The sequence below is a fragment of the Owariibacterium komagatae genome, assembly GCF_045865535.1.
Taxonomy (GTDB): Bacteria; Bacillota; Clostridia; order Oscillospirales; family Ruminococcaceae; genus Ruthenibacterium; species Ruthenibacterium komagatae.
Genome location: NZ_AP031406.1, coordinates 2,987,371 through 3,012,174, shown reverse-complemented (window position 1 = coordinate 3,012,174; position 24,804 = coordinate 2,987,371). Strand labels below are relative to the sequence as shown.

Genomic DNA, 24,804 nt, shown 5'->3' with positions numbered 1-24,804 from the left:
ATGAAACCCAACACCGAACTGAATACCATGATGTTTTTTGACGATGCCCTGGAGGGTGAGCGCACCCAGCTGCTCACCGAGCTGGCCGATGCCGTCAGCGAGACCCGCACGGCGGCGGATCAGGCTGCGGAGCTGAACGAGGACGGCGAAGCGGGCCTGCTGCGCCTGACGGAAATCTGGTGCGCCATGAACGGCGTCCCGGCCATCGTCATCTTCGAGGGCGGGCAGTCCGAGCTGCTGGCCAATGTGGTGGCGCAGATCTACGCCCATCTGCTTCAGCACCCCTCCCGTGACCCTGTGGGGCTGGCCGTCTATGTGGAGCTGCGCTACATGACGGCCTCCCTCATGTTGGGGGAATGGTTTGAATAAGGAACCGCGCCTGCGCTTTACGGACGAGGAACGGGCTGACCCGGCTCTGGAGAAGCCCATCCGTAAGGCGGACAAGGCCGCCGCCAAAGCAGACAAGGCGCAGGCCAAAATCCCCAAAAAGCAGGTCCGGCAAAAGACGGTGGACCCGGAGACCGGCAAAGTGACCACCAAGCTGGTGCTGGAGGACAAGAAGAAGCCGCCCTCCAAATTGTCCCATGCGGTGCGGGATACCCCCGCCAATGCCGCTCTGGGGAAGCTCCACAAGGAAATCCGGGAGACCGAACAGGACAATGTGGGCGTGGAGAGCGCCCACAAGTCCGAGGAGGCTGCCGAGACCGGCGTTAGGCTTGCACGGGAAGGCTACCGCAGCCACAAGTTGAAGCCCTACCGCAAGGCGGCCCAGGCCGAGCAGAAGCTGGAGAAGGCCAATGTGAACGCCTTGTATCAGAAGTCCCTGCGGGAAAATCCCCAGCTTGCCAGCAACCCCATCTCCCGCTGGCAGCAGAAACAGGCCATCAAAAAGGAATACGCTGCCGCCAAGCGCGCCGGTCAAGCTGTCGGGAACACCGCCAAGACTGCGGAGGCCACCGGCATGGCGGCCAAGGCGGTCAAGGAGAAAGCCCAGCAAGCGGGCGCGTTTGTCATGCGCCACAAAAAGGGCTTTTTGATTGCGGGTGCGATCTTCCTGCTGGTCTGTATGCTGCTCAACACCATGTCCTCCTGCTCCATGATGGCGCAGAGTATCGGTTCCGTGGTGTCCGGCACCACCTACCCGTCGGATGATCCTGAGCTGGTGGCGGTGGAGGCCGACTACGCTGCCAAAGAAACGGCGCTGCAAGCCGAGATCGACAACATCGAAAGCAGCCATCCGGGGTATGACGAGTACCGCTATGACCTGGATATGATCGGGCATGACCCCCATGAGCTGGCAGCCTACCTGTCCGCCGTGCTGCAAGGCTATACCCGGCAGAGCGCCCAGGCCGAGCTGGAGCGCGTGTTCGACGCACAGTATGAACTGACGCTTACCGAGGAAGTGGAGATACGATACCGCACCGAAACTTCCACGGACTCCGTGACCGGCGAGACGACCACCGAGGAAGTCCCGTATGAGTATTACATTCTGAATGTGAAGCTCACCAGCAAGCCCATATCTTCCGTGGCTTCGGAGCTGCTAACCCCGGAACAGCTGGAAATGTACCAGGTGTACCGGCAGACGCTGGGCAACAAGCCGCTGATCTTCGGCGGCGGCTCCCCGGATACGAGCAACTCCGAGGACCTGACCGGCGTGGTATTCGTCAACGGCACCCGCCCCGGCAATCAGGCCGTGGTGGACATAGCCAAAAGTCAGGTGGGCAATGTGGGCGGTCAGCCCTACTGGAGCTGGTACGGCTTCAATTCCCGTGTGGAATGGTGCGCCTGCTTCGTGTCCTGGTGCTACGGCCAGATGGGGCTGTCCGAGCCGCGCTTTGCCGCCTGCCAGTCCCAGGGTATTCCGTGGTTCCAGTCTCACGGACAATGGGGCGGGCGTGATTACGCCAATATCGCCCCCGGCGACGCCATCTTCTTTGACTGGGACCTGGATGGCAGCGCCGACCATGTGGGCCTTGTGGTCGGCACAGACGGCAGCCGGGTCTACACCGTGGAGGGCAATTCTGGCGACGCCTGCAAGATCAAGAGTTATTCCCTGTCCTACGAGTGCATCAAGGGCTACGGCCTGATGAACTGGTAAGGCCGATTTATGAGAAAAGGAGTGATTGAAATGGCTAAGAACAAAATCCAGCGCATTGACCAGGAGATTGCCAAGGTCCGCGAGAAGATCGCGGAGTACCAGGACAAGCTGAAAACCCTGGAGGCGCAGAAAACCGAGGCGGAGAACCTGGAAATCGTTCAGATGGTGCGCGCCCTGCGGCTGACCCCGGAGCAGCTGAACGCCATGCTCTCCGGTGGTACGGTCCCTGGCATGGCCGCTGCCTCCGCCAACTACAACGAACAGGAGGATACCGACCATGAAGAATAAGAAAATTTTCAAAACCCTTTCGGCCCTCTGCGCCGCCCTGGTGCTGATGATGGGCCTTTCCGTGACTGCCTTTGCCCAGGGAACGGAAGAACTTCCGGCGGAGGATGCCACCAACGACAGCAATGTGGTCGTGGAGGAAACCGAGGACAGTCCGGCCCTGACCCCGGATGGCAACGCCGCCCTGGTGGATGATTTCGGCGACAACAAGCAGCTCATCACCGTCACCACCAAGGCAGGCAACTACTTCTACATCCTCATTGACCGGGCCAACGAGGACAAGGAAACCGCTGTCCACTTCTTAAACCAGGTGGACGAGGCGGACCTGATGGCGCTGATGGAGGACGGTCAGACCACCCAGGAGCAGCCCGCCACCTGTACCTGTACGGAGAAATGTGTGGCCGGTGCGGTGAATACGGCCTGCCCGGTGTGTGCCACCAATATGAGCGCCTGCACGGGTAAGGAGCCGGAACCGGAGACCCCGGAAGAAACCCCGGAACCGGAAGAACCGGCGCAGAAACCCGCAGGACTGAATCCGGCCATTCTTTTGGCGGTGCTGGCTCTGATGGGTGGCGGCGGCGCTTTTGCCTACTTTAAGCTGGTAAAAAGCAGACCCAAGACCAAGGGCAACGACAATTTGGACGATTATGACTACGGCGAGGATGATACCGATCAGGAGGACGAGGACTCCTGGGAGACCGAGGAATCTGACGAGCCGGACGCTGACGGGGGCGGCGACGAGGAAAGCGAGGACAAGACGGTTTGACCCGCTTCACCGACAGCCCCTATGAACGCATGATGACACGCAGGCCGGAGGGCGGGAAGGAAACTTCCCGTCCTCCTACTTTATCTCCCGGCCACCCCTGTTATGGCTGCGGAAATTACCGTGACGGTCAGCCCTGCGTGGGATTCTGCCACCGGCAGCTGACCGCATGGCTGCGGGAAAGGAGGATGAAAAACCATGAAGCTGGTGATCGCTGAGAAACCGTCCGTTGCCCAAAGTCTGGCCGCCGTGATTGGGGCCACCGCCCGCAAGGACGGCTATCTGGAGGGCGGCGGCTGGCGGGTCAGCTGGTGTGTGGGCCATCTGGCTGGTCTGGCCGACGCCGACGCTTATAACCCGGACTACGCCAAGTGGCGCTATGACGATCTGCCCATTCTGCCGGAACCCTGGCAGATGGTGGTGAGCAAGGACAAGAAGAAACAGTTTGATGTGCTGAAGCAGCTGATGAACGCCCCGGATGTGACCGAAGTGGTAAACGCCTGCGACGCCGGACGCGAGGGGGAGCTGATCTTCCGCAGCGTCTATGAGCTGGCGGGCTGCCAGAAGCCCATGAAGCGGCTCTGGATTTCCTCAATGGAGGATTCCGCCATCCGGGAGGGCTTTGCAAACCTGCGCCCCGGTGCAGACTATGACGGCCTGCGGGATGCGGCCCTCTGCCGCGCCAAAGCGGACTGGCTGGTGGGTATCAATGCCACCCGGCTGTTTTCCGTGCTGTACCACCGGACCCTCAACATCGGACGTGTCATGTCCCCGACGCTGGCCCTCATTGTCCAGCGAGAAGCCGAGATCGACACCTTCAAGCCGGTGCCATTCTACACGGTCACACTGGAGCTGCCCGGTTTCACCGTTTCCGGGGAGCGCATGGCAGACAAGGCTGCCGCCCAACAGCTGAAAACGGCCTGCCAAGGTGCGGCTGCCACAGTGAAAAAAGTGGGGCGCAAAAACAAATCCGAGAAGCCGCCCGCCCTCTATGACCTGACCACCCTCCAACGGGACGCCAACCGGCTGCTGGGGTTCACCGCCCAGCAAACCCTGGACTACCTGCAAAATTTGTATGAAAAGAAGCTCTGTACCTACCCTCGGACGGACAGCCGCTATCTGACTTCGGATATGGCGGCGAGTCTACCGGAGCTGGTCCAGCTCACTGCCGGGGCGATGCCCTTTTCCAATGGCATGGAGATTGCCTGCAATGCCGCCCAGATTGTCAACGACAAGAAAGTGACCGACCATCATGCAGTGATCCCTACCCGCAACCTCCAGGGCGCGGACCTGTCCGGCCTGCCGGTGGGCGAAAAGGCGGTGCTGGAGTTGGTGGCTCTGCGCCTGCTGTGCGCCGTGGCCCAGCCCTATACCTTTGCGGAAACCGCCGTTGTTGTCGAGTGCGCCGGAGCGGAGTTTACTGCCAAAGGCCGCACAGTGAAAAATTACGGCTGGCGGGCGCTGGACGCTGCCTATCGCGCAGGGCTGAAGAATGTGGAGCAGGACAAAGAACCCGAGGACAAGGCTCTGCCTGAGCTGTCTGAAGGTCAGACGCTGCCCCTTTCTGGTGCTACCGTCAAGGAGGGCAAGACCACCCCGCCCAAGCACTTCACCGAAGATACGCTACTCTCCGCAATGGAGACTGCCGGGAAGGACGATATGCCGGAGGATGCCGAGCGCAAGGGCCTGGGGACCCCGGCCACCCGCGCCGGGATTCTGGAAAAGCTGGTTTCCACCGGCTTTTTGGAGCGCAAAAAGAGCAAGAAAACCGTGCAGCTCATGCCATCCCATGACGCGGTATCCCTTATCACCGTGTTGCCGGAGCAGCTGCAATCGCCCCTTCTGACTGCTGAGTGGGAGTACCGGCTGGGTGAGATCGAGCGTGGCGAGCTGGCCCCGGAGGATTTCATGGCTGGGATTAGTGCCATGCTCAAAGAACTTGTGGGAACCTATCAAGCTATCAAGGGAACGGAGTATTTGTTCAGCCCTTCCCACGAAGTGGTGGGCAAATGCCCCCGCTGTGGCGGAGAGGTTGCAGAAATGCAAAAAGGCTTCTTCTGTCAGACAGAATCTTGCAAATTTGCAATTTGGAAAAACAACAAGTGGTGGGAGATGAAGCACAAGCAACCTACCAAAGCCATCGTAACGGCACTGCTCAAAGATGGCCGCGCTCATGTGAGGGGCTTGTACTCCGAGAAAACCGGCAAGACCTACGATGCCACTGTGGTGTTGGCGGATGATGGGCAGTACGCCAACTTCAAGCTGGAGTTTGACCAGCAGAAAGGTGGCAAACGATGAAGCTCTCACGCTATGAACAGGAAACCATCATCCTCTACAACCAGGCCGAAGCCACCGCCGAGGTCTATACCCATGACCCCCGGCTGCTGGAGAAGCTGCGGCGACTGGCAGAGAAATACCCGGACCAGATTGTGAAAAAGGACCGCCAGACCTTTCTCGTTCCCAAACGCTGTGTGTCCGTCCGGGAACCTTACAGCGCCGAGCGCCGTAAGGCAGCCAGTGAACTGGCCAAGGCTGCCGGATACAGGCCGCCCACCCCCAAGAAAGGCAATGAGTAAGCATGGCTGAAAGTGTCTTTGAGGCTGTCAAGCAGTCCATCACCGTCCGAGAAGCAGCGCAGATGTACGGAATCGAGGTCAACCGGAGCGGCATGGCCTGTTGTCCCTTCCACGATGACAAAAATCCCAGCATGAAGCTGAACGAGGAATATTTTTATTGCTTTGGCTGCGGAGCCACCGGCGATGTGATTGACTTCACAGCGAGGCTCTACAATCTGTCCCCCAAAGAGGCCGCCGAGAAGCTGGCCCAGGATTTTGGCCTGGCTTATGACAGTCAGGCCCCTCCCCGGCGACGCCATGTCCGCCAGAAATCCGAGGCGCAGAAATTCAAGGAGGACCGAGACCATGCCTTTCGTGTCCTGGCCGACTACTTTCATTTGCTCCGCAAGTGGGAAACGGACTACACACCCAAAACACCGGAGGAAAATCCACATCCCCGATTCATGGAGGCAATCCAGAAAAAGGACTATGTGGGCTATCTGCTGGATTTTTTTCTGGAGAACAGCCCGGAGGAGCAAAAGCTGTGGATTGCCGAACATCAATCAGAAATAGCCAAATTGGAAAGGAGAGTGAAATTCATGGCTGATAAGACCACCAATCGAGAACGGTTACAAGAGATCACAGCGGGCATTGAACAGGGTATCAAGGAACTGTTTGAGAGCGAGAAGTATATGCGCTATCTGTCCGTCATGTCCAAGTTCCACCGCTACTCCGTCAACAACACCATGCTCATCTATATGCAGCGCCCGGACGCCACCCTGGTGGCCGGGTTCAACAAGTGGAAAAATCAGTTTGAGCGCCATGTGAAAAAGGGTGAGCATGGTATCACCATCATTGCCCCCACGCCCTACAAAAAGAAGATCGAGGAAATGAAGCGCGACCCGGATACTCATGCACCCATCCTGGACGCGGATGGCAAGGCGGTCATGGAGGAAAAAGAAATTGAAATCCCCATGTTCCGTCCGGTGAAGGTGTTCGATGTGAGCCAGACGGACGGAAAGCCCCTGCCAGAGCTGGCCTCCAGCCTGTCCGGGACGGTGCCGCACTATGAGGCTTTCATGGAAGCTCTGCGCCGCTCGGCTCCGGTTCCCATCGAGTTTGAGCCGATGGCCGAGAACATGGACGGCTATTTCTCCTCTGACCAGCAGCGGATCGCCATCCGGGAAGGCATGAGCGAGGTGCAGACTGTTTCCGCCGCTGTCCATGAGACCGCGCACAGTAAGCTCCACGACCCCAAAAAGTACGAAGCGGAGCCGACCTGGAAGATCGTGATGGTGAGCGAGGGCGGCACCAAGCATGACTTCCGTCTGGACTTCGCCACCGAAGCAGAGGCGGAACAGGCCGCCGCCGAGGAAGGCTGGCGCTATGTGGACGAGAATCGGTTTGAGTGGCGGTTGGAAGTGGAGGAAGATCTGACGGCGGTGAAACAGGCCGCCAAGAACCGCAACACCGAGGAAGTGGAGGCCGAGAGCATTTCTTATGCGGTTTGCCAGTATTTCGGCATCCAGACCGGCGAGAACAGTTTTGGCTACATCGCTTCCTGGTCGAAGGACAAGGAGCTGAAGGAGCTGCGGGCCAGTCTGGAGACCATCAACAAGACTTCCTGCGAGCTGATTAACGACATCGAGCGCAACTACAAGGAAATCTGCAAGGAGCGCGGCATTGACCTGACTGCCGCCACGGAACCGCAGCAGGACTCTATCGAGCAGCTGGCAGCAGACATCGACCAGTTCACTTTCGATTATGACCCTTATGAGTATCGGAACAATGCAGATAGCCGTGAGGACGCACTGCACGAACTGACTGCCACACTCCGAAGCGGAGATGCCAGCGGTGTACGCGAATGGCTCCAGAATATCGTGAACGAGGATGAACCGGATGAAACCACCCAAAAAGCTGCCGAGCTTATGGGACGCTTGGATCAGCTGGTGCCGATGACTGAACCGGAACAGCTGACCGAGCCGGAAAATACCGAAAGTGTCCAGCCCAGCGCCGAGTACCGGGAGGCCCTGTTGGTGCTGGATGATACCAGCTACCTTCATGTTCAGCCCTGCGACACCGGCTGGGACTACACGCTCTACGATGTGGCAACCATGAAGCAGATGGACGGCGGCCAGTTGGACGGGCCGGATATGGGCCGTTCCACAGCGGTTAGCCATATCTGCGAGGACCTGGGGATGGGCGGCAAGTCCATCAAGTATGCGCCGCTGTCCATGATCGAGACTTTGCAGGAGGCGGCTTACCACCAGATGCAGGAACAGGTCAGCCAGCAGACCACAGAAGCTGCCGCCACCCAGCTGCCGGATGCCCAGGAGCAGGCGTTGGACGAGTATCCCATGCCGGACCCGGCACTGACTCAGGATGATCTGGAGAAATGCGGCTACCTGGACGGTGACCTTCTGCCCCTCTCCAAAGAGCGAGCCTATGAGCTGATGGAGCGAGACCTGACCGTTTATATCGTCCAGGAGGGTGAAAACCCGGAAATGGCCTTTGACACTGCCGACCTGGACGCCCATGACGGTATCTTTGCTGTGTCCCGCGAGGAATGGGAGCAAAGCCCGGACTTTCACGAAAAAGTTTTGGAACGACAGGATCGGCAGTTGGAACGGGAACAGGCGTTTCTTTCCCATGAGGGAAATTGTTTTGCTATTTATCAGGTGAGCAAGGATGACCCGCAGAATGTGCGTTTTATGAATCTGGATTGGCTGCAATCGCACAATCTGTCCGTAGAGCGGAGTAACTATGACCTTATCTATACCGCCCCTCTGGACGGTTCCGGCAGCACTATGGAGCAGCTGGAAAGGCTGTATGAGCAGTTCAATCTGCAAAAGCCGGTGGATTTTCACAGCCCGTCTATGAGCGTCAGTGACATCGTTGCCATCAAGCAGAATGGTCAGGTATCCTGTCATTACTGCGACAGTGTTGGTTTCACCCAGGTGCAAGGTTTCTTGCCGGAAAATTCGCTGAGAAATGCGGAAATGACGGTGGAAGATGATTACGGAATGATCGACGGTATCATCAATAACGGCCCAAAGGAGCCGACAGTGGCCCAGCTGGAACAACAGGCCCGCAGTGGTCAGCCCATTTCTCTTATGGACTTGGCAGCAGCCGTCCATCGAGAGGAACGGGAAAAGAAAAAGTCCGTAATGGAGCAGCTGAAAAGCCAGCCCAAGACGGAACACAAAAAGACAGCGCAAAAAAAGAGCGCGGAAAGGGAGCTTTGATATGAACAACTTCACCTTTGAGGAAACGAACCTTCTTTGCATCTACAACACCGGCAGCCGCACCGGGCTGATCGACGCTCTGACGGAGATGCGCGGTGAGCTTTCGCCGGAGGAAGCCGAGCTGCGGGAACTGACGGACAGCGCCCTGGGTAAACTCCAAGCTATGAACGACACCGAGTTTGCCGAACTGGAGCTGTACCCAGATTTCGACGAGTAAAAAACACACATAAAGACCTGATGGGACGGCCTGATATGCCGTCCCATTTCTATTCAACATGAAGGGAGGACAGAAAACCATGCCATCCAAAGCTGAATTTTACCGGCAGATGGCCGAACAGGTATCGACCCAGCTTGTAGGCAGCTGGAAGGAGTGGACGGCTTTTCTCACCACCGCCGCCCGCCTTTATAAATACCCATTCCACGAGCAAATGATGATTTACGCCCAGCGCCCGGATGCCACCGCCTGCGCCGAGTATGACCTGTGGAATGAAAAAATGGGACGGTATGTGCGCCGTGGCTCCAAGGGTATTGCCCTGGTGGACGATTCCGGCGACAAGCTTCGCCTGCGCTATGTGTTCGATATTTCCGATACCGGCACCCGTGAACATTCCCGTACACCCTGGTTGTGGCAGCTGGAAGAACAGCACATTGGGCCTGTGTCGGCCATGCTGGAGCAAAACTACGGCGTTGCCGGTGACAATCTCGCCCAGCAGCTCACGGATGTAGCCGGAAAGCTGGCGAGTGAGTATTGGGACGATCATCAGAGAGATTTCCGCTATATCGTTGACGGTTCGTTCCTGGCGGAGTACGATGATTACAACATCGAAGTCCAATTTAAGTCCGCCGCCACCGTCAGTATCGCCTATGCCCTGATGTCTCGCTGTGGGCTGGATACGGAACAATATTTCCAGCATGAGGACTTCATGCCGATTTTCGATTTCAATACCCCGGCCACGGTTGGGGCGTTGGGCGCGGCGGTCAGCCAGATTAACCAGCAGGTTTTGCGGCAGATCGGCGTCACCATCCAGATCTATGAGCGCGAGCAACTCGCGGAAAGGAGCGTTACACATGGAGAACAGCCTGACTTACACGATGAACGGAGATTATCAGATTCCCGACCTGAAGCTGACCGAACAGCCGGAGAAGCCCCTGGGCAAGTACGGCAGGATGCGGAAAGCGTACCTGAAGGAACACCGGCCCCTGATTTACAATCAGCTGCTGCTGACCGAGAAGCTGTACCCGCACCTCATCGAGATCGACGAGACAGCGCAGAGCCGTCTGGAGCAGATGATGCCCCAGCTGGCGAAAGACGCGGGCGCGACGGAGCAGCTGAAAGCCAGCGACCCGATGCGCTGGGTGGGCCTGATGAACACCTGCAAAGCACAGGCCGAGGAGATTCTGATGGCGGAGCTTATTCACAGCTGAGTTTCTTCCTCTCCGAAGCAGAACAAATCAGAATCATAGATGAAGCAGAGAATGTGAAAACATCCTCTGCTTTTTCTTTTGCCCAGGCTGACATCGACCATGTGCTGCGGCTGGGCGGCAACACCTATCGCCAGAGAGAGCGCATTGTCGCGGCCTTTGAGGAGCAGAAGTCCACCACCGAGATCGCAGACACCCTGAAAACCCTGTACCATGGCGGCAACGGGATTGGCAGCATCACTGCATGGTATGCCGAGGATGGAATCCATCTTTCCCACGGCAAAACTGCCCGTTACGATAAGTCCGCCCAGGTCATTTCCTGGGAGAGTGCCGCTGAGCGTATCGGCCAGCTTTTGCAGGACGGCCAGTTTGCCACCAATGTGGAGCTGGCTGAGGCTGCGGGCTATGAACGCTCCCTCCTCGCGGAAAAGTTCTGGAATCTGTACCACGATTTCAGCGAGGAAGCCAGAGAAGCTGGGTATCTGCCCATCCTTTCCAACAATCCGGGGCGCGGTTTCCCGGAGGAATCTGCATGGCTCACCGAACAGCTGAAAAGCCCGGAGTTTCGCCAGAACCTTGCGGAAGAATATGCTGCCTTCTGGACGGCCTACCAGCAGGATCGGGATTTGCTGCGCTTCCACTACCATAAACCCAAAGAAATTTGGGAGAACCTGCAAGATCTGTCCTTGCCTCGCACCACCTTTACCTCTCAGTTGACGGAAGTACCTTCGGTCAAGCAGTTTATCTCTGAGGACGAGATCGACGCCGCCATGACCAGAGGCAGCGGATTTGAGGGCGGTAAGGGCCGAGTTTTCACCTTTTTCCAGGAACCCCATACGGATAAGGAAAAGGTGGATTTTCTCAAACATAAGTATGGTATTGGCGGTCACTCCCATGCCCTGTCCGGTGCAATGAAAAGCGATGAAAGCCACGACGGAAAAGGTCTGCACTACAAAAAAGACGGCTGCCCGGATGTGCATTTCACCTGGGAGAAAGTCGCCAAACGGATTACCGACCTGATCCAGAAGGGACGCTATCTCACAGAACAGGAACAGGCGGAGTATGACAAAATCCAGGCAGAAAAGGCCCTGGCGGAAGAAGATGCCCTGCAAGCCCAGCAGCCGGACCCGGCTGTGTGGGAATACAACGGCGTCAAGGAGCGCCACCCGGATGATATAATCCTCTACCAAATGGGGGATTTTTTTGAGCTGTACGGTGAGGACGCCAAAACTGCTGCTGCGGAACTGGACCTCAATCTCACGACCCGCGCTATCCCCGGCGGTGGCCGTGTGGAAATGTGCGGCTTTCCGGCAAACCGGCTGGAGCAGGTTGTGGAACAGCTGCGGGATAAGCATGATGTGACCATTTCCGCTGTCCCGAAGGGCGGCAGGGAGCGGCAGGAGTATTCCATGCCCTCTATCGACCATGAGGCGGAACAGCACATCAATGCCCAGGAAGCGGAGTTTGGCGCAGACGGGACCAGAGTATTTCAGGAGACCGAAGCAGCCGCAGCCCCTACGATTCGAGAACTGCATGAGCAATACAAGCCCATTGTACTTGCCGCTGTTATGGAAGATGTGCCATATCGCAATGCCTGCGGTCACAGTGACCATGAGAACGCCGTGATCGAGGGCAATGCCGCTATTCGCCGTGCTGTCCTGGGATCTGGCAACATGGAGCTGCTCCGCCTCTATTCCGACACACCGGAGTTCCGCCAGCGCCTTCATCGAGAAATCATCGACGAGACCTATCCCAAGCTCCATGAGCTGCTGCACCCTCTCACGGACAATGACATCGACAAGGCTATCCAGGACTGGAACGGCAAAATCGAAAGTAAACACGCCGTTGTCCGTTACATGGAGAAACATGGGCGGGAAAAAGATACCGCTGCATGGCTGGCCCATGAGTTTGACGGCGGCGATGGCAAAACCCCGTTTTCGGTTCGCCCGGAAAGCCCCGAAGGAACGGTGCTGCCCTGGCCCAAGGTACAGCGCCGGATCGCTCAGCTTATCAAGGAGGACCGGTTCTACACCGAAGCGGAACAGGACCGGTTCGACAACATCGACCCCATCGCCATTCGGGAGGCTTTGGCCGAGCGCGGCATTGTGAATGGTGAACTGGTGGATGAGGAAAAACTGGATAATGACCCATTCATCCAGCGTGTTATGGCGGATGTGGAGGCCATATCCAGAGAGAGCGTCCCGGCAGATGAGCCGGAACAGCCTTCTCCCCATAATTTGCGTGTTCTGGTTTCAGATGAGGAATACGCTGCGGCTCGTGGCACACTCCGGGAGCGAACCTCCTACGATCCAGCGGTTCCTCCTTACAATGTGGGTGATATTGTCTATCTGGATGACCGGCCCCATCAGATCACAGAGCTGCGGGATGACACGGTGCAGCTGCTGCCCACCGGCATGAGCTATCCCATCTACCGGGCTGAGAGCCGGGAACGGTTTGAGCAGCTTTTGCGGGAGGATAACCGCAACGACTTCTATACCGAATTCCTGCCTGCAAATCTGGATACGGTGGACCAGGACCTTCGGGATGTGCTGGCCCATGGCCTGATTGGTGAGGCGGACAAGGCGGAGCTTTCCGAGCTTCTTCGCAACGGCAAGAGTAACCAGGAGGTAGCCTTGTGGCTGAGCCGGGCCTATCCCAACATCGTGGAAACGATGGAGCTGGAGACCGGCGAGACCGCCGATTACCGCACGATGCCGGAAGGTATCGAGCTGGAAGTGCTGGATGCAGATGAAAAGCGTCTGGCCATGCTGTTCTTCCAGTGGAGCGAGGTTGCGCCTTTGCTGCGCGGGATGTATGCCCGTCAGTTGGACGGTTTTGAGCAGGAACGCCCCGAACCGGCTGCCGAAACCCCGGCCTTCCAAGCCGAGACTGTGGCTGTCTATCCGGGCGATAAGAACAATCTGCCCTATGATGTGGTTGTTCAGACCCTGCGAACCAATGAGCCGGAGCCGCCCACGCCTGCTGTCGAGCCGGAAAAGACTCTGGATGAGGTACTGGACGAACACCCCGTTTCCATTCAGGTAAACGGCGAGTGGCAGACCTTCCCCAATGTCAAAGCTGCCGAGGAAGCCTCTTATGAGGAATACAAGGCCAATCTGCGTCGCACCGCCGAGAATTTCCGTATCACTGACGATCACCTGGGCGAAGGCGGCCCCAAGGCTAAGTTCCAGGCTAATGTCGAGGCAATCAAGCTGCTGAAATACCTGGAGGAAACCACCGAGCAGGCAACGCCGGAACAGCAGAAAATCCTTTCTCGGTATGTGGGCTGGGGCGGCCTTGCCGATGCCTTTGACCCCGACAAGGAAAGCTGGAGCAAGGAATATGCCCAGCTGAAGGAACTGCTGACCCCGGAGGAATACGCTGCTGCCAGAGGTTCCACCCTCAACGCGCACTACACCAGCCCTACGGTCATCAAAGCGATTTACGAGGCTGTGGGCCGCATGGGATTTGAGACCGGCAACATCCTGGAGCCGTCCTGTGGTGTAGGCAATTTCTTCGGTATGCTGCCGGAGGAAATGCGAAACAGCCGTCTTTACGGCGTGGAGCTGGATTCCATCAGCGGGCGTATTGCCCAGCAGCTCTACCCCAAGGCCGACATCACCGTGGCAGGGTTTGAGACCACCGACAGGCGGGATTTCTACGATCTGGCGGTGGGTAATGTTCCGTTTGGCCAGTATCAGGTTCGGGATAAAGCCTATGACAAGCTGAATTTCAGCATTCACAACTACTTTTTCGCCAAGGCTCTGGATCAGGTTCGTCCCGGTGGCGTGGTGGCCTTTGTCACCAGCCGCTACACGATGGACGCCAAGGATTCCACCGTGCGCCGGTATCTTGCTCAGCGCGCCGAACTGCTGGGGGCCATCCGTCTGCCCAATGACGCTTTCAAAAAGAACGCAGGTGCCGAGGTCGTTTCGGACATCATCTTCCTGCAAAAGCGTGACCGTCCGTTGGACATCGTGCCGGAGTGGACGCAGACCGGGCAGACCGAGGACGGCTTTGCCATCAACCGCTATTTCCTGGACCACCCGGAAATGGTGCTGGGCCGACAGGAACCGGAAAGCACCGCCCACGGCATGGACTACACCGTGAACCCCATCGAGGGGCTGGAGCTTGCCGATCAGCTGCATGATGCCGTGAAGTACATTCGCGGCACCTACCAGGAGGCCGAGCTGCCGGAGCTGGGCGAGGGCGAAGCCATCGACACTTCTATCCCTGCTGACCCCAATGTGAAAAATTACTCCTACACCGTTGTGGACGGCGATGTGTATTACCGTGAAAACAGCTGTATGGTACGGCCTGACCTGAATGCCACCGCCGAAGCCCGTGTGAAAGGACTGGTGGGTCTGCGAGAATGTGTCCAGCAGCTCATTGATCTGCAAATGGACGCCGCCACACCGGACAGCGCCATCCAGGACAAACAGGCCGAACTGAACCGGCTCTATGACAGCTTCTCTGCAAAATATGGTCTTATCAATGACCGGGCGAACCGGCTGGCCTTTGCTGATGATTCCAGCTACTATCTGCTCTGCGCGCTGGAAGTCATTGACGAGGACGGCAAGCTGGAGCGCAAGGCGGATATGTTCACCAAGCGCACCATCAAGCCCCACAAGGCGGTGGACACTGTGGATACCGCAAGTGAAGCTCTGGCCGTATCAATTTCCGAAAAAGCCTTTGTCGATATGGCGTATATGGCGGAGTTGACCGGCAAGACCGGCGACGAACTGGCCGCCGAGCTGCAAGGCGTGATCTTCCGTGTACCTGGGCAGTTGGAGAAAGACGGCACTCCCCATTATGTAACAGCCGACGAATACCTGTCCGGCAATGTGCGGCGCAAGCTGCGTCAGGCACAGCGGGCCGCACAGCAGGACCCTTCCTTTGCAGTCAATGTGGAGGCCCTTACCGCTGCCCAGCCCAAAGACCTGGATGCGTCGGAGATTGAGGTGCGCCTGGGCGCTACCTGGATCGACAAAGAGTACATCCAGCAGTTTATGTATGAGACCTTCGACACGCCGTTTTATCTCCAGCGCAATATCGAGGTCAACTATTCTTCTTTCACCGCTGAGTGGCAGATCACCGGCAAAAGCTCTGTAAGCCAGAACAATGTGGCAGCCTATACCACCTACGGAACCAGCCGTGCCAATGCCTACAAGATTCTGGAGGACAGCCTGAACCTGCGGGATGTCCGTATCTACGACACCATAGAGGATGCAGACGGCAAAGAGCGCCGGGTGTTGAATGCCAAAGAGACCACCCTGGCCGCCCAAAAGCAGCAAGCGATCCGGGACGCTTTCAAAGACTGGATTTGGAAAGACCCGGACCGCCGCCAAGCTCTGGTCCGCCAGTACAATGAGGAAATGAACTCCACCCGTCCCCGTGAATACGACGGCGGACACATTACTTTCGGTGGTATGAACCCGGCCATCACCTTGCGGGAACACCAGAAAAACGCTATCGCTCATGTGCTGTACGGCGGCAATACGCTGCTGGCACACGAGGTAGGCGCTGGCAAAACCTTTGAAATGGTGGCTGCCGCCATGGAGAGTAAGCGCCTGGGCTTGTGTCAGAAATCCCTCTTTGTGGTGCCGAACCATCTGACCGAACAATGGGCGTCGGAGTTTCTGCGGCTCTATCCTTCCGCCAACATTCTTGTCACCACCAAAAAGGACTTTGAGACCCACAACCGCAAGAAGTTCTGCGCCCGCATTGCCACCGGCGATTATGACGCCATCATCATGGGACACAGCCAGTTTGAGAAAATCCCCATCAGCCGAGAGCGTCAGGAACGGCTCCTTCAGGAGCAGATCGACGAGATCACCGAGGGCATTGCCGAGGTGAAGTACAGCGGCGGTGAGCGTTTCACGGTCAAGCAGTTGGAACGCACCAAGAAGTCCCTGGAAGCCCGGCTGGAGAAATTGCAGGCCGAGAGCCGCAAGGACGATGTGGTAACATTCGAGCAGTTGGGTGTGGACCGCCTGTTCGTCGATGAGGCGCATAACTATAAAAACCTGTTTTTATACACCAAGATGCGGAATGTGGCAGGTCTCTCCACAAGCGATGCCCAAAAGTCCAGCGATATGTTTGCAAAGTGTCGCTATATGGATGAACTGACCGGAAACCGTGGTGTGATTTTCGCCACTGGCACCCCCGTATCGAACAGCATGACCGAACTTTACACCATGCAGCGGTATCTCCAGTATGACCGCCTGCAAGAGCTGAACATGACCCACTTCGACTGCTGGGCCAGCCGCTTCGGAGAAACCGTCACGGCGCTGGAGCTGGCACCGGAAGGCACCGGCTACCGGGCAAGAACGAGATTCAGCAAGTTTTTCAACCTCCCGGAGCTGATGAACTTGTTCCGTGAAGTTGCCGACATCAAAACCGCCGATCAGCTGAACTTGCCCACCCCGGAGGTGGAATACCACAACATCGTGGCCCAGCCTACTGAACACCAAAAAGAGATGGTGCAGGTTCTCTCCGAGCGCGCCTCCAGGGTACACAGCGGCAGCGTTGACCCCTCAGAGGACAATATGCTCAAGATTACCGGCGATGGCCGCAAGCTGGGTCTGGACCAGCGTATCATCAACCAGCTGCTGCCGGATGAACCCGGCACCAAGGTCAATCAGTGTGTGGGTAATATCATGCAGATCTGGCGGGACGGCGAGGCTGACAAGCTGACCCAGCTGGTATTCTGCGACATTTCCACGCCCCAGGCAGCCCCCTCCAAAAAGGCAGCCAAACAGCTGGATAATCCCACACTTCATGCGCTGGAACAGGCTGTGCCGTTGGATGAGCCTGAGCCTGCCTTTACCATCTATGAGGACATCCGCCAGAAGCTCATCGCCCAGGGAATGCCCGCCGAGCAGATTGTTTTTATCCACGAAGCCAAGACCGAGGTGCAGAAGAAAGAACTGTTTTCCAAGGTTCGCACTGGGCAGGTGCGCGTCCTGCTGGGCAGCACCTCCAAAATGGGCGCTGGCACCAATGTGCAGGACCGGCTTGTGGCGCTCCATGACCTGGATTGTCCGTGGCGTCCGGGAGACCTTGCCCAGCGCAAGGGCCGTATCGAGCGCCAGGGCAACCAGAATCCGCTGGTCCATGTGTACCGCTATGTTACCGAGGGAACTTTCGATGCCTACCTGTGGCAGACGGTGGAGAACAAACAGAAATTCATTTCGCAAATCATGACCAGCAAAAGCCCGGTCCGCTCCTGCGATGATGTGGACGAAACGGCGCTGTCCTTTGCCGAGATCAAGGCCCTGTGCGCCGGAGACCCCCGTATCAAGGAGCGCATGGATTTGGATGTGGAGGTTGCGCGTCTGAAGCTGATGAAAGCTGACCATCAGAGCAAGCAGTACCGCCTGGAGGATCAGTTGCTCAAATACTTCCCCCAGGAAATCGAAACTAACAAGGGGTTTATTAAAGGCTTTGAAGCGGATCTGGAGACCCTGGCCGCCCATCCTCACCCGGAGGATGGCTTTGCTGGAATGGAGATCCGGGGCGATGTGCTGACTGACAAAGAAAACGCCGGTGCAGCCTTGCTGGACGCCTGTAAGGAGGTCAAAGGCTCCGAACCGGTGCAGATCGGCAGCTATCGGGGCTTTACTATGTCCGTGGAGTTTTCCGCTTGGAAACAGGAATATACGCTCCTGTTGAAAGGCCAGATGACCCACCGGGCAAGCCTCGGCACAGACCCGCGCGGAAACCTCACCCGTATCGACAATGCACTGGCTCAAATGCCTCAGCGTTTGGAAGCCGTGAAAAACCAGCTGGACAACCTTTACCAACAGCAGGCCGCAGCCAAAGAGGAAATCGGAAAGCCGTTTCCCTTTGAGGATGATCTGCGAGTCAAGTCCGCCCGTCTGGTGGAACTGGACACGCTGCTGAACATTGACGGCAAGGGCCATGCCCAGCCGGAAACTGTGGTTGCCAAGAGCGCACGGCCTTCGGTGCTGGACAGCTTGAAGCGCCCGGTGCCACCCCGTAGCCCTGAAAAGAAACCGAAACAACATGAGGAGGTGCGATAACATGAATACCAACGATCTGAATACGGCCCTTTATGAGAAGATGGCCGCTGAACAGGACAAATACCGGGACTGGCTGAAAAGCCAGCCCCCGGAGGAAATCCTGCACCATACCTATGAGTACACCGTCCGGGAGGACATTGTGATGGCGATGGAGGACTTGGAGCTGACCGATGCCCAGGCCCAGGCGCTTTTGGATTCGCCTACACCGCTGGCCGATGTGTACCGTCACTTTGAGAAGCTGGAGACCGGCTACATGGATGTGATCCGGGACAGCATTGAAAACCGAGCGGATGATGTGTGTAAGGTTTTGGAAGAACAGCGGTCCATCCCTCTCTATCTCCATTCTGCCGCCTATGCGTCCCAGCATGGGGAGATGGCACAATATAACCGCTCTTATCAGGCAAACTTTGACTGTAAAGAGGCCATTGAACACGCCATCAGCGCCCACTATGCGGATAACCGACTGGATACGGAGTCTGCGGTTAAGGCGGTGCTGGAAAAGTTCGGGTCGGAACGAGTACAGTTCATCCTTGCCAACACCATCCAGCATAAGGACAGCGACGGTCGCGTTTCCCGTGACAACAAAGCCTGGGCAAAGACCATTCCCATGCCGGAGGACAGCGGCACTTCGCGCCACTGTGCTTATCTGGTTGTGGATGAGGTCAATCTTGGTCTGACCGATCTGTTTACACGGCAGGCACGAAAAACGCTTCAGGAACCGGAGAAAGGCTCTGTCTTGCAAAAGCTCAAACAGGAGCCTACCACCCACAAGCCTGCTTTATCGAAGAAACAGGAGCCGGAACGATGAGCGCCAAAAAGCGTAAACGGGATGTGCCGGTCCTGTTTTGGGTTTCCGATGCGGAGATGGAAGCGATCCAGCAGAAAATGGCACAGTTCGGAACAAAAAACCTGAGCGCCTATCTGCGGAAGATGGCTGTGGACGGCTATGTGGTACAGCTGGACTTGCCGGAGCTGAAGGAACTGGTATCCCTGTTGCGCCGAAGCAGCAATAACCTGAACCAGCTCACCCGACGGGTACATGAAACGGGGCGGATTTATGATGCTGACCTGGAGGATATAGCCCAACGGCAGGAGCAGTTATGGGAGGGCGTGAAAGAAATCCTAACCCAGCTTTCCAGGCTTTCGTAACAGGGATATATGCCCCAACTGCGGAGGGAGGAACGGCGTTCTTTTCGCCGCGCCTTCCTCCGTTTTTTCTTTTGCCCATATCCTTGTCTTTTTGAAATGTTGGAAGGATAATATGGGTAGAAAACAGATTGCCGCAAAGGAGTTGAGAATAGATGAAAACCTTTGAGAAGGTGTTGGAGATTTTTCGTGAGTATTTGGACTGTGATCTAGAGGAAGAAGTCCTCCCTTGTCGAGAAGGTTATCTCCGCGTCACATGGAATGGAGATTCCCGCTACTGTGTGGATGGACTTCTCAGCCGGACACCGGACGAACTATTCGAGGTGCTGTTATCTGATTATCGCAGCTATGAGGAACTGCGGCTAACCAAAGGATGCCGAGAAGTGACGGAAGAAGATGAAAGACAGGCAGAAATTCTCTGTCAGAGCTTTCGGGAACGATGGAAGGAGGAAGAAAAATGAGGGCGATCTGGTTCATTCTGAAACTGCCGTTGAAGATTTTAATGGCTCCGGTGATTCTGTCGCTGACCCTGTTCGTCTGGATTTGTGTGGGGATTGTCTATGTCTCCGGTTTGGTGCTGGGGCTTATCAGCATGGTGGTTGCCCTGCTGGGTGTGGCAGTTCTGATTACTTACTCCTTGCAAAACGGCATTATCCTGCTGGTGATAGCATTTCTCATTAGTCCCTATGGTTTGCCAATGGCTGCAATCTGGCTACTGGGCAAGGTACAGGACTTGAAGTTTATCATTCAAGATTTGGTTTATGGATAATATGAAAACCTCCGACGAATTTCGTCGGAGGTTTTATGGTTCTAGGTTATCTTCTTGAAAAAGCGGCGATGCAAAAAAGGTATCTATCCCAATCCCCATTCCTTGGCACATCTCATGAATGATCCGTAGCTTAACCGAATCATACGAGCAGTTGATGACATTTCCAATCGTAGACTTGGGAACACCGCTTTTCATATACAGTTGATATTGTGTCATTTTTCTTTCATCTAGTAATTCTAACAGACGTTTGCTTACCGCCTCGTTTAGCTTCATTCTATACACCGCCCCTGTGACTGTACTATATTTAGTATATGGGCAGTTTTGCTAAAATTAGTCCCTGTACCTGTACTAATAGAGCTATTTGCAGTATGATGGTAATAGGGGTGCCATCGTATGAACGTAACTTTTTGTGGCCATTCGCAAATCACAAAGGCAGACAATATTGCGAATTGGCTTCGCAATGTAACACAAGACCTAATTGAGCAAGGAGCAACAACTTTTTATCTTGGAGGATATGGAGAGTTCGACAGTTTAGCAGCGTCTATTTTACGGGAACAAAAGAAAAAGTATCCGCAAATCGAGCTGGTTCTTGTATTGGCATATTTGAACACTGGCCGGGATGTTTCTGGCTATGACAGTACCGTGTATCCACCGCTGGAAAACGTACCGCGCCGTTTTTCGATTTCTCATAGAAATCGCTGGATGGTAGAGTCCGCCGATGTAGTGGTGGCCTATGTTCTCCATGATTGGGGCGGAGCAGCCACAACGTTACGGTGTGCCAAACAGAAAAAGAAGCAGATTATTTCATATCGTGATGAAATGGGCAGCTGAGGTTGTCTATTTTGCTGCCACTTCATATTTCCAAAACTGTTGAACGTTAAGCTGTCGGTAAAATTATGCCGAATTTTCATCACTTTACTTTTGAACTAATATTGCTTATAATATTAGTGTGAAAGGAAGTGGTACGGTGGGACAATTTGAACAGCTGGATCAGCTGCTGGAAACACAGGATGGGATGCTGCGAACAGCTCAAGTAGTATCTGCTGGTATTTCTAAGCCTGTTTTTTATGATTATGTGCACTCACGGGAATTGGAGCGGGTCGCGCATGGAATTTATCTTTCCAAGGATGCCTGGGTCGATGCCATGTACTTACTTCATCTGCGGGTCGAACAGGCAGTGTTTTCCCATGAGACAGCTTTATTTTTTCACGATCTGACAGACCGCGAGCCGCTGGAATATACGGTCACAGTCAAGACCGGATATAATCCCTCCAAGCTGAAAGCAGAGGGCGTACAGGTATTCACCATTAAGGCGGAACTGCATGGGGTGGGCCTGACAACGGCTCAGACACCATTTGGGCATACAGTTCCTGTCTATGACCTGGAGCGCACCATCTGCGACCTGCTCCGCAGCAGGAACAACATGGAGATGCAGACTTTTCAAGGGGCATTAAAGATGTATGCCAGAAGAAAAGACAAAGACCTGCGGACATTGATGCGGTATGCCGGTATGTTCCGGATAGAAAAAATTCTGCGGCAGTATTTGGAGGTGCTTTTATGATAAAAACAGCAAGGCAGTTGAAGGATCTGATCCGCAATCTTTCCAGAAAAAAATCTGCGGACGCCCAGCTCTTGATGCGGAACTACATGATGGAGCGTTTTCTGGAGCGTATCTCCCTTTCTGAATATCGTGACAAATTTATTCTGAAAGGCGGTATGCTGGTAGCGGCTATGGTTGGTCTGGATGCCCGTTCCACGATGGATTTGGACGCTACTGTAAAAGGAGCCAATGTCAATGTGGAGGACATAGAGAATTTGATTTCCGCTATTGTGAGTGTCCCGCTTGATGATGGCGTCAAATTCCAGCTGAAAAGTATTTCGGAGATTATGGATGAGGCGGAATATCCGGGGATTCGCGTAAATATGACTACAACCTTTGACGGTGTGGTGACGCCTTTGAAGATTGACATTTCCACAGGGGATGCCATTACCCCCAGGGAGATCCGCTACTCTTTCAAGCTGATGCTGGAAGATCGCTCCATTGATATTTGGGCGTACAATCTGGAAACGGTTCTGGCCGAAAAGCTGGAAACGATCATTACCAGAACTACCACCAACACCCGCATGAGAGATTTCTATGACATTTATATTCTGGAACAGCTGCATGGGAATACATTGGACCCTCAGATTCTCCATGATGCGCTGCGGGCCACTGCTCACAAACGCGGGACAGAACGACATCTTGCAGAAGCTGCCGAAGTTTTTGAGGAAGTGGAGAACAGCTCGGTTATGCAGAAACTTTGGGAATCGTACCGCAAAAAATTTTCCTATGCGGCAGATCTGGAGTGGAACATCATCATGGGGGCGGTGCGCAGTTTATACGCTCTCAGTGAAAAGGAATCGAGCCTATGAAGAAGCACGGCCATTATTGTAAAGTCTGCGGAGAATATAAGGCTAATGAAAAATTTTCCGGCAAAGGTCATGCGGCGCACGTCTGTAAATCCTGTGCTTCTTTGCCGCCGGAGAAGCAAGCGGAGCAAATGACAATAAACCGCTTGCTGAATCTCCCATGGAGATTATCAAAGGAGCAGATTTCCTGGCTGAAGAACCGAATGAAAGATAAGCGCCGGGAAGTTCGTGCGCTGGCAAAAGAACAATACGAGATGAGGTTTCCTCCGAAGCGGTTAGAGGACATCGAGGACAATTTTGATTTTCTCGATGAGGACGATTTAATAGAATAACAAAAGCGGTCTGCACCATGCAGGCCGTTTCTTTTTTGGAAAGGAGGTCTCCCTTATGGCAACCACACGCATCATGCCGCTGCATATCGGCAAGGGTCGGACTGAGAGCCGTGCCATCAGCGATATTATTGACTATGTGGCAAATCCCCAAAAGACCGACAACGGAAAATTGATTACCAGCTATGGATGTGACAGCCGCACTGCTGATGCAGAGTTTCTGTTGGCAAAGCGGCAGTATATTGCCGCCACCGGACGAGTGCGCGGTACAGATGATGTGATCGCCTACCATGTGCGCCAGTCGTTCAGGCCCGGAGAGATCACACCGGAGGAAGCCAACCGGCTGGGCATAGAATTTGCCAGGCGGTTCACCAAAGGCAATCATTCCTTTGTGGTCTGCACCCACATCGACAAATCGCATATTCATAATCACATCATCTGGTCGGCGGTCAATATGGATTGTGACCGGAAGTTCCGTAACTTTTGGGGAAGCACCAGAGCTGTTCGACGTTTAAGTGACACCATTTGTATCGAGAACGGACTATCCATTGTGGAGAACCCCAAGCCCCACGGAAAAAGCTACAACAAGTGGCTGGGCGAACAAGCCAAGCCCTCCCATCGGGAACAGCTACGGGTGATGATTGACCGGGCGCTGGAGCAAAAGCCAGCAGACTTTGACACACTTCTGCAACTGCTTTCCGAGATGGGCTGCGAGGTATCTCGGCGCGGGAAAGCAATCCGCCTTAAAGCTCCCGGCTGGAAGAATGTAGCCCGTATGGATGACAAGCTGGGAGCCGGGTACAGCGAAACAGAAATCCGTGCGGTGCTGGCTGGAGAAAAGCAGCACACGCCCCGCAAGAAATCCACCGTGCAGCCGGAGCCACCCAAGGTCAATTTGCTGGTGGATATTCAGGCAAAATTGCAGGCCGGGAAAGGTGCTGGATATGCACGCTGGGCCAAGGTTTTTAACTTAAAACAGATGGCGCAGACCGTGAATTTTCTTACCGAACATCACCTACTGGACTATACAGAGCTGGAAGAAAAAGCGGTGGCGGCTACCGCCCATCACAATGAGCTGTCAGCGCAGATTAAGGCGACGGAGAAACGCATGGCAGAGATCGCCGTCCTGCGTACCCATATCGTTAATTATGCCAAGACCCGCGAGACCTATGTTGCCTATCGCAAGGCCGGTTATTCCCGAAAATTTCGGGAGGAACATGAGCAAGAAATTCTGCTCCATCAGGCGGCAAAAAATGCCTTTGATGAGATGGGAGTGAAGAAGCTGCCCAAGGTCAAAGACCTGCAATCTGAGTATGCCAAACTGCTGGAGGAAAAGAAGAAAACCTACGCCGAGTACCGGCGTTCCCGTGAGGAAATGCGGGAACTTTTGACGGCAAAGGCCAATGTGGATCGGCTGCTGAAAATGGATGAGGAACAGAAAAAAGAACAAGAAAAAGACCACGGCCAGCGGTAAGCCGGTCATGGTCATAAGCGTCCATCGGACGCGTAGCCGCAGAATGAAATTCTGCGTTCAAAGGGGCTTGGGGGCGCTGCCCTCAACAAGCAAAGCAGAGGGGGAAATCACGTCAGGATTTTTCCCTCTGTGGGCCGAGTGTATTAACACCGGCATTGCTTGCCACTTTTGTTCGCAAACAATATCCGTATCCTTTACACGATGATTTACTTTTATTATCATAGTCGTAATAAGTATATAAACTACTTACATATAAGCACCTAA

General features: G+C 55.2%; 22 protein-coding genes. 20 read left to right on the top strand and 2 right to left on the bottom strand.

Annotated elements, in window-relative coordinates; translation table 11 throughout:
- The 9 genes from ACKTS9_RS15115 to ACKTS9_RS15075 are packed head-to-tail and all read left to right on the top strand — an operon-like array spanning position 1 to position 9,163.
- Positions 1 to 369 (top strand): DUF3851 family protein, encoded by a 369-nt coding sequence (locus ACKTS9_RS15115; protein WP_002578787.1) that lies wholly within the window; start codon positions 1 to 3, stop codon positions 367 to 369.
- On the top strand, positions 362 to 2,098 hold the full coding sequence (locus tag ACKTS9_RS15110) for a CHAP domain-containing protein (protein ID WP_346669543.1): 1,737 nt from the start codon (positions 362 to 364) through the stop codon (positions 2,096 to 2,098). Before ACKTS9_RS15115 ends, ACKTS9_RS15110 begins: the two co-directional genes overlap by 8 nt.
- A gap of 30 nt (positions 2,099 to 2,128) precedes the next feature.
- Complete coding sequence (locus ACKTS9_RS15105; protein ID WP_002588926.1) at positions 2,129 to 2,386, top strand: DUF4315 family protein; 258 nt, start codon at positions 2,129 to 2,131, stop codon at positions 2,384 to 2,386.
- A complete protein-coding gene (locus ACKTS9_RS15100; protein ID WP_002588925.1) occupies positions 2,376 to 3,149 on the top strand; it encodes a DUF4366 domain-containing protein in 774 nt (257 codons plus the stop codon). The genes ACKTS9_RS15105 and ACKTS9_RS15100 overlap by 11 nt, the downstream gene beginning before the upstream one ends.
- Positions 3,146 to 3,364 (top strand): hypothetical protein, encoded by a 219-nt coding sequence (locus ACKTS9_RS15095; protein ID WP_038270835.1) that lies wholly within the window; start codon positions 3,146 to 3,148, stop codon positions 3,362 to 3,364. Before ACKTS9_RS15100 ends, ACKTS9_RS15095 begins: the two co-directional genes overlap by 4 nt.
- Entirely contained in the window at positions 3,345 to 5,444 is a 2,100-nt protein-coding gene (locus ACKTS9_RS15090) for a type IA DNA topoisomerase (protein ID WP_002588924.1), read from the top strand. Before ACKTS9_RS15095 ends, ACKTS9_RS15090 begins: the two co-directional genes overlap by 20 nt.
- Positions 5,441 to 5,722 carry a hypothetical protein gene (locus ACKTS9_RS15085; protein ID WP_002588923.1) on the top strand — a complete coding sequence of 94 codons (282 nt, stop codon included), beginning with the start codon at positions 5,441 to 5,443 and terminating at the stop codon, positions 5,720 to 5,722. The genes ACKTS9_RS15090 and ACKTS9_RS15085 overlap by 4 nt, the downstream gene beginning before the upstream one ends.
- 2 nt (positions 5,723 to 5,724) lie before the next feature.
- Positions 5,725 to 8,946 (top strand): YodL domain-containing protein, encoded by a 3,222-nt coding sequence (locus ACKTS9_RS15080; RefSeq protein WP_002588922.1) that lies wholly within the window; start codon positions 5,725 to 5,727, stop codon positions 8,944 to 8,946.
- 1 nt (position 8,947) lies between these two features.
- On the top strand, positions 8,948 to 9,163 hold the full coding sequence (locus tag ACKTS9_RS15075; protein WP_002588921.1) for a transposon-transfer assisting family protein: 216 nt from the start codon (positions 8,948 to 8,950) through the stop codon (positions 9,161 to 9,163).
- A 49-nt stretch (positions 9,164 to 9,212) separates the two neighbouring features.
- Here the strand turns inward: ACKTS9_RS15075 and ACKTS9_RS15070 are convergent, their stop codons facing one another.
- Entirely contained in the window at positions 9,213 to 10,016 is an 804-nt protein-coding gene (locus tag ACKTS9_RS15070; protein WP_072853160.1) for a hypothetical protein, read from the bottom strand.
- Here ACKTS9_RS15070 and ACKTS9_RS15065 point away from each other — a divergent pair.
- The 6 genes from ACKTS9_RS15065 to ACKTS9_RS15040 all read left to right on the top strand — a co-directional run bounded on the left by ACKTS9_RS15065 (position 10,015) and on the right by ACKTS9_RS15040 (position 20,328).
- Complete coding sequence (locus ACKTS9_RS15065) at positions 10,015 to 10,371, top strand: TnpV protein (protein ID WP_072853158.1); 357 nt, start codon at positions 10,015 to 10,017, stop codon at positions 10,369 to 10,371. The genes ACKTS9_RS15070 and ACKTS9_RS15065 overlap by 2 nt on opposite strands.
- Before the next feature lie 53 nt (positions 10,372 to 10,424).
- On the top strand, positions 10,425 to 18,413 hold the full coding sequence (locus tag ACKTS9_RS15060) for an SNF2-related protein (RefSeq protein ID WP_407881741.1): 7,989 nt from the start codon (positions 10,425 to 10,427) through the stop codon (positions 18,411 to 18,413).
- Position 18,414: 1 nt separating this feature from the next.
- Positions 18,415 to 19,221, top strand: a complete 807-nt coding sequence (locus ACKTS9_RS15055) for a DUF3848 domain-containing protein (RefSeq protein WP_002578490.1) — start codon at positions 18,415 to 18,417, stop codon at positions 19,219 to 19,221.
- Positions 19,218 to 19,562, top strand: a complete 345-nt coding sequence (locus ACKTS9_RS15050) for a plasmid mobilization protein (protein ID WP_002578491.1) — start codon at positions 19,218 to 19,220, stop codon at positions 19,560 to 19,562. Before ACKTS9_RS15055 ends, ACKTS9_RS15050 begins: the two co-directional genes overlap by 4 nt.
- A gap of 152 nt (positions 19,563 to 19,714) precedes the next feature.
- The gene (locus ACKTS9_RS15045; RefSeq protein ID WP_002578492.1) at positions 19,715 to 20,020 is read left to right on the top strand and encodes a hypothetical protein; all 306 of its coding nucleotides are present in this window, start codon (positions 19,715 to 19,717) and stop codon (positions 20,018 to 20,020) included.
- On the top strand, positions 20,017 to 20,328 hold the full coding sequence (locus ACKTS9_RS15040; RefSeq protein ID WP_002578493.1) for a CD1845 family protein: 312 nt from the start codon (positions 20,017 to 20,019) through the stop codon (positions 20,326 to 20,328). The genes ACKTS9_RS15045 and ACKTS9_RS15040 overlap by 4 nt, the downstream gene beginning before the upstream one ends.
- Before the next feature lie 33 nt (positions 20,329 to 20,361).
- Here the strand turns inward: ACKTS9_RS15040 and ACKTS9_RS15035 are convergent, their stop codons facing one another.
- A complete protein-coding gene (locus tag ACKTS9_RS15035; RefSeq protein WP_002578494.1) occupies positions 20,362 to 20,601 on the bottom strand; it encodes a helix-turn-helix domain-containing protein in 240 nt (79 codons plus the stop codon).
- A gap of 120 nt (positions 20,602 to 20,721) precedes the next feature.
- Here ACKTS9_RS15035 and ACKTS9_RS15030 point away from each other — a divergent pair, with 120 nt between their 5' ends.
- From ACKTS9_RS15030 to ACKTS9_RS15010, 5 genes are all read left to right on the top strand, one after another.
- Entirely contained in the window at positions 20,722 to 21,159 is a 438-nt protein-coding gene (locus ACKTS9_RS15030) for a hypothetical protein (protein ID WP_002578495.1), read from the top strand.
- A gap of 136 nt (positions 21,160 to 21,295) precedes the next feature.
- On the top strand, positions 21,296 to 21,889 hold the full coding sequence (locus ACKTS9_RS15025) for a type IV toxin-antitoxin system AbiEi family antitoxin domain-containing protein (RefSeq protein WP_138304825.1): 594 nt from the start codon (positions 21,296 to 21,298) through the stop codon (positions 21,887 to 21,889).
- Positions 21,886 to 22,740: a nucleotidyl transferase AbiEii/AbiGii toxin family protein gene (locus tag ACKTS9_RS15020; RefSeq protein WP_002578497.1), complete on the top strand. Its 855-nt coding sequence runs from the start codon at positions 21,886 to 21,888 to the stop codon at positions 22,738 to 22,740. Before ACKTS9_RS15025 ends, ACKTS9_RS15020 begins: the two co-directional genes overlap by 4 nt.
- Positions 22,737 to 23,069 carry a hypothetical protein gene (locus ACKTS9_RS15015; protein ID WP_002578498.1) on the top strand — a complete coding sequence of 111 codons (333 nt, stop codon included), beginning with the start codon at positions 22,737 to 22,739 and terminating at the stop codon, positions 23,067 to 23,069. Before ACKTS9_RS15020 ends, ACKTS9_RS15015 begins: the two co-directional genes overlap by 4 nt.
- Positions 23,070 to 23,124: 55 nt before the next feature.
- On the top strand, positions 23,125 to 24,540 hold the full coding sequence (locus tag ACKTS9_RS15010) for a relaxase/mobilization nuclease domain-containing protein (RefSeq protein ID WP_002578499.1): 1,416 nt from the start codon (positions 23,125 to 23,127) through the stop codon (positions 24,538 to 24,540).
- Positions 24,541 to 24,804: the final 264 nt, after the last annotated feature.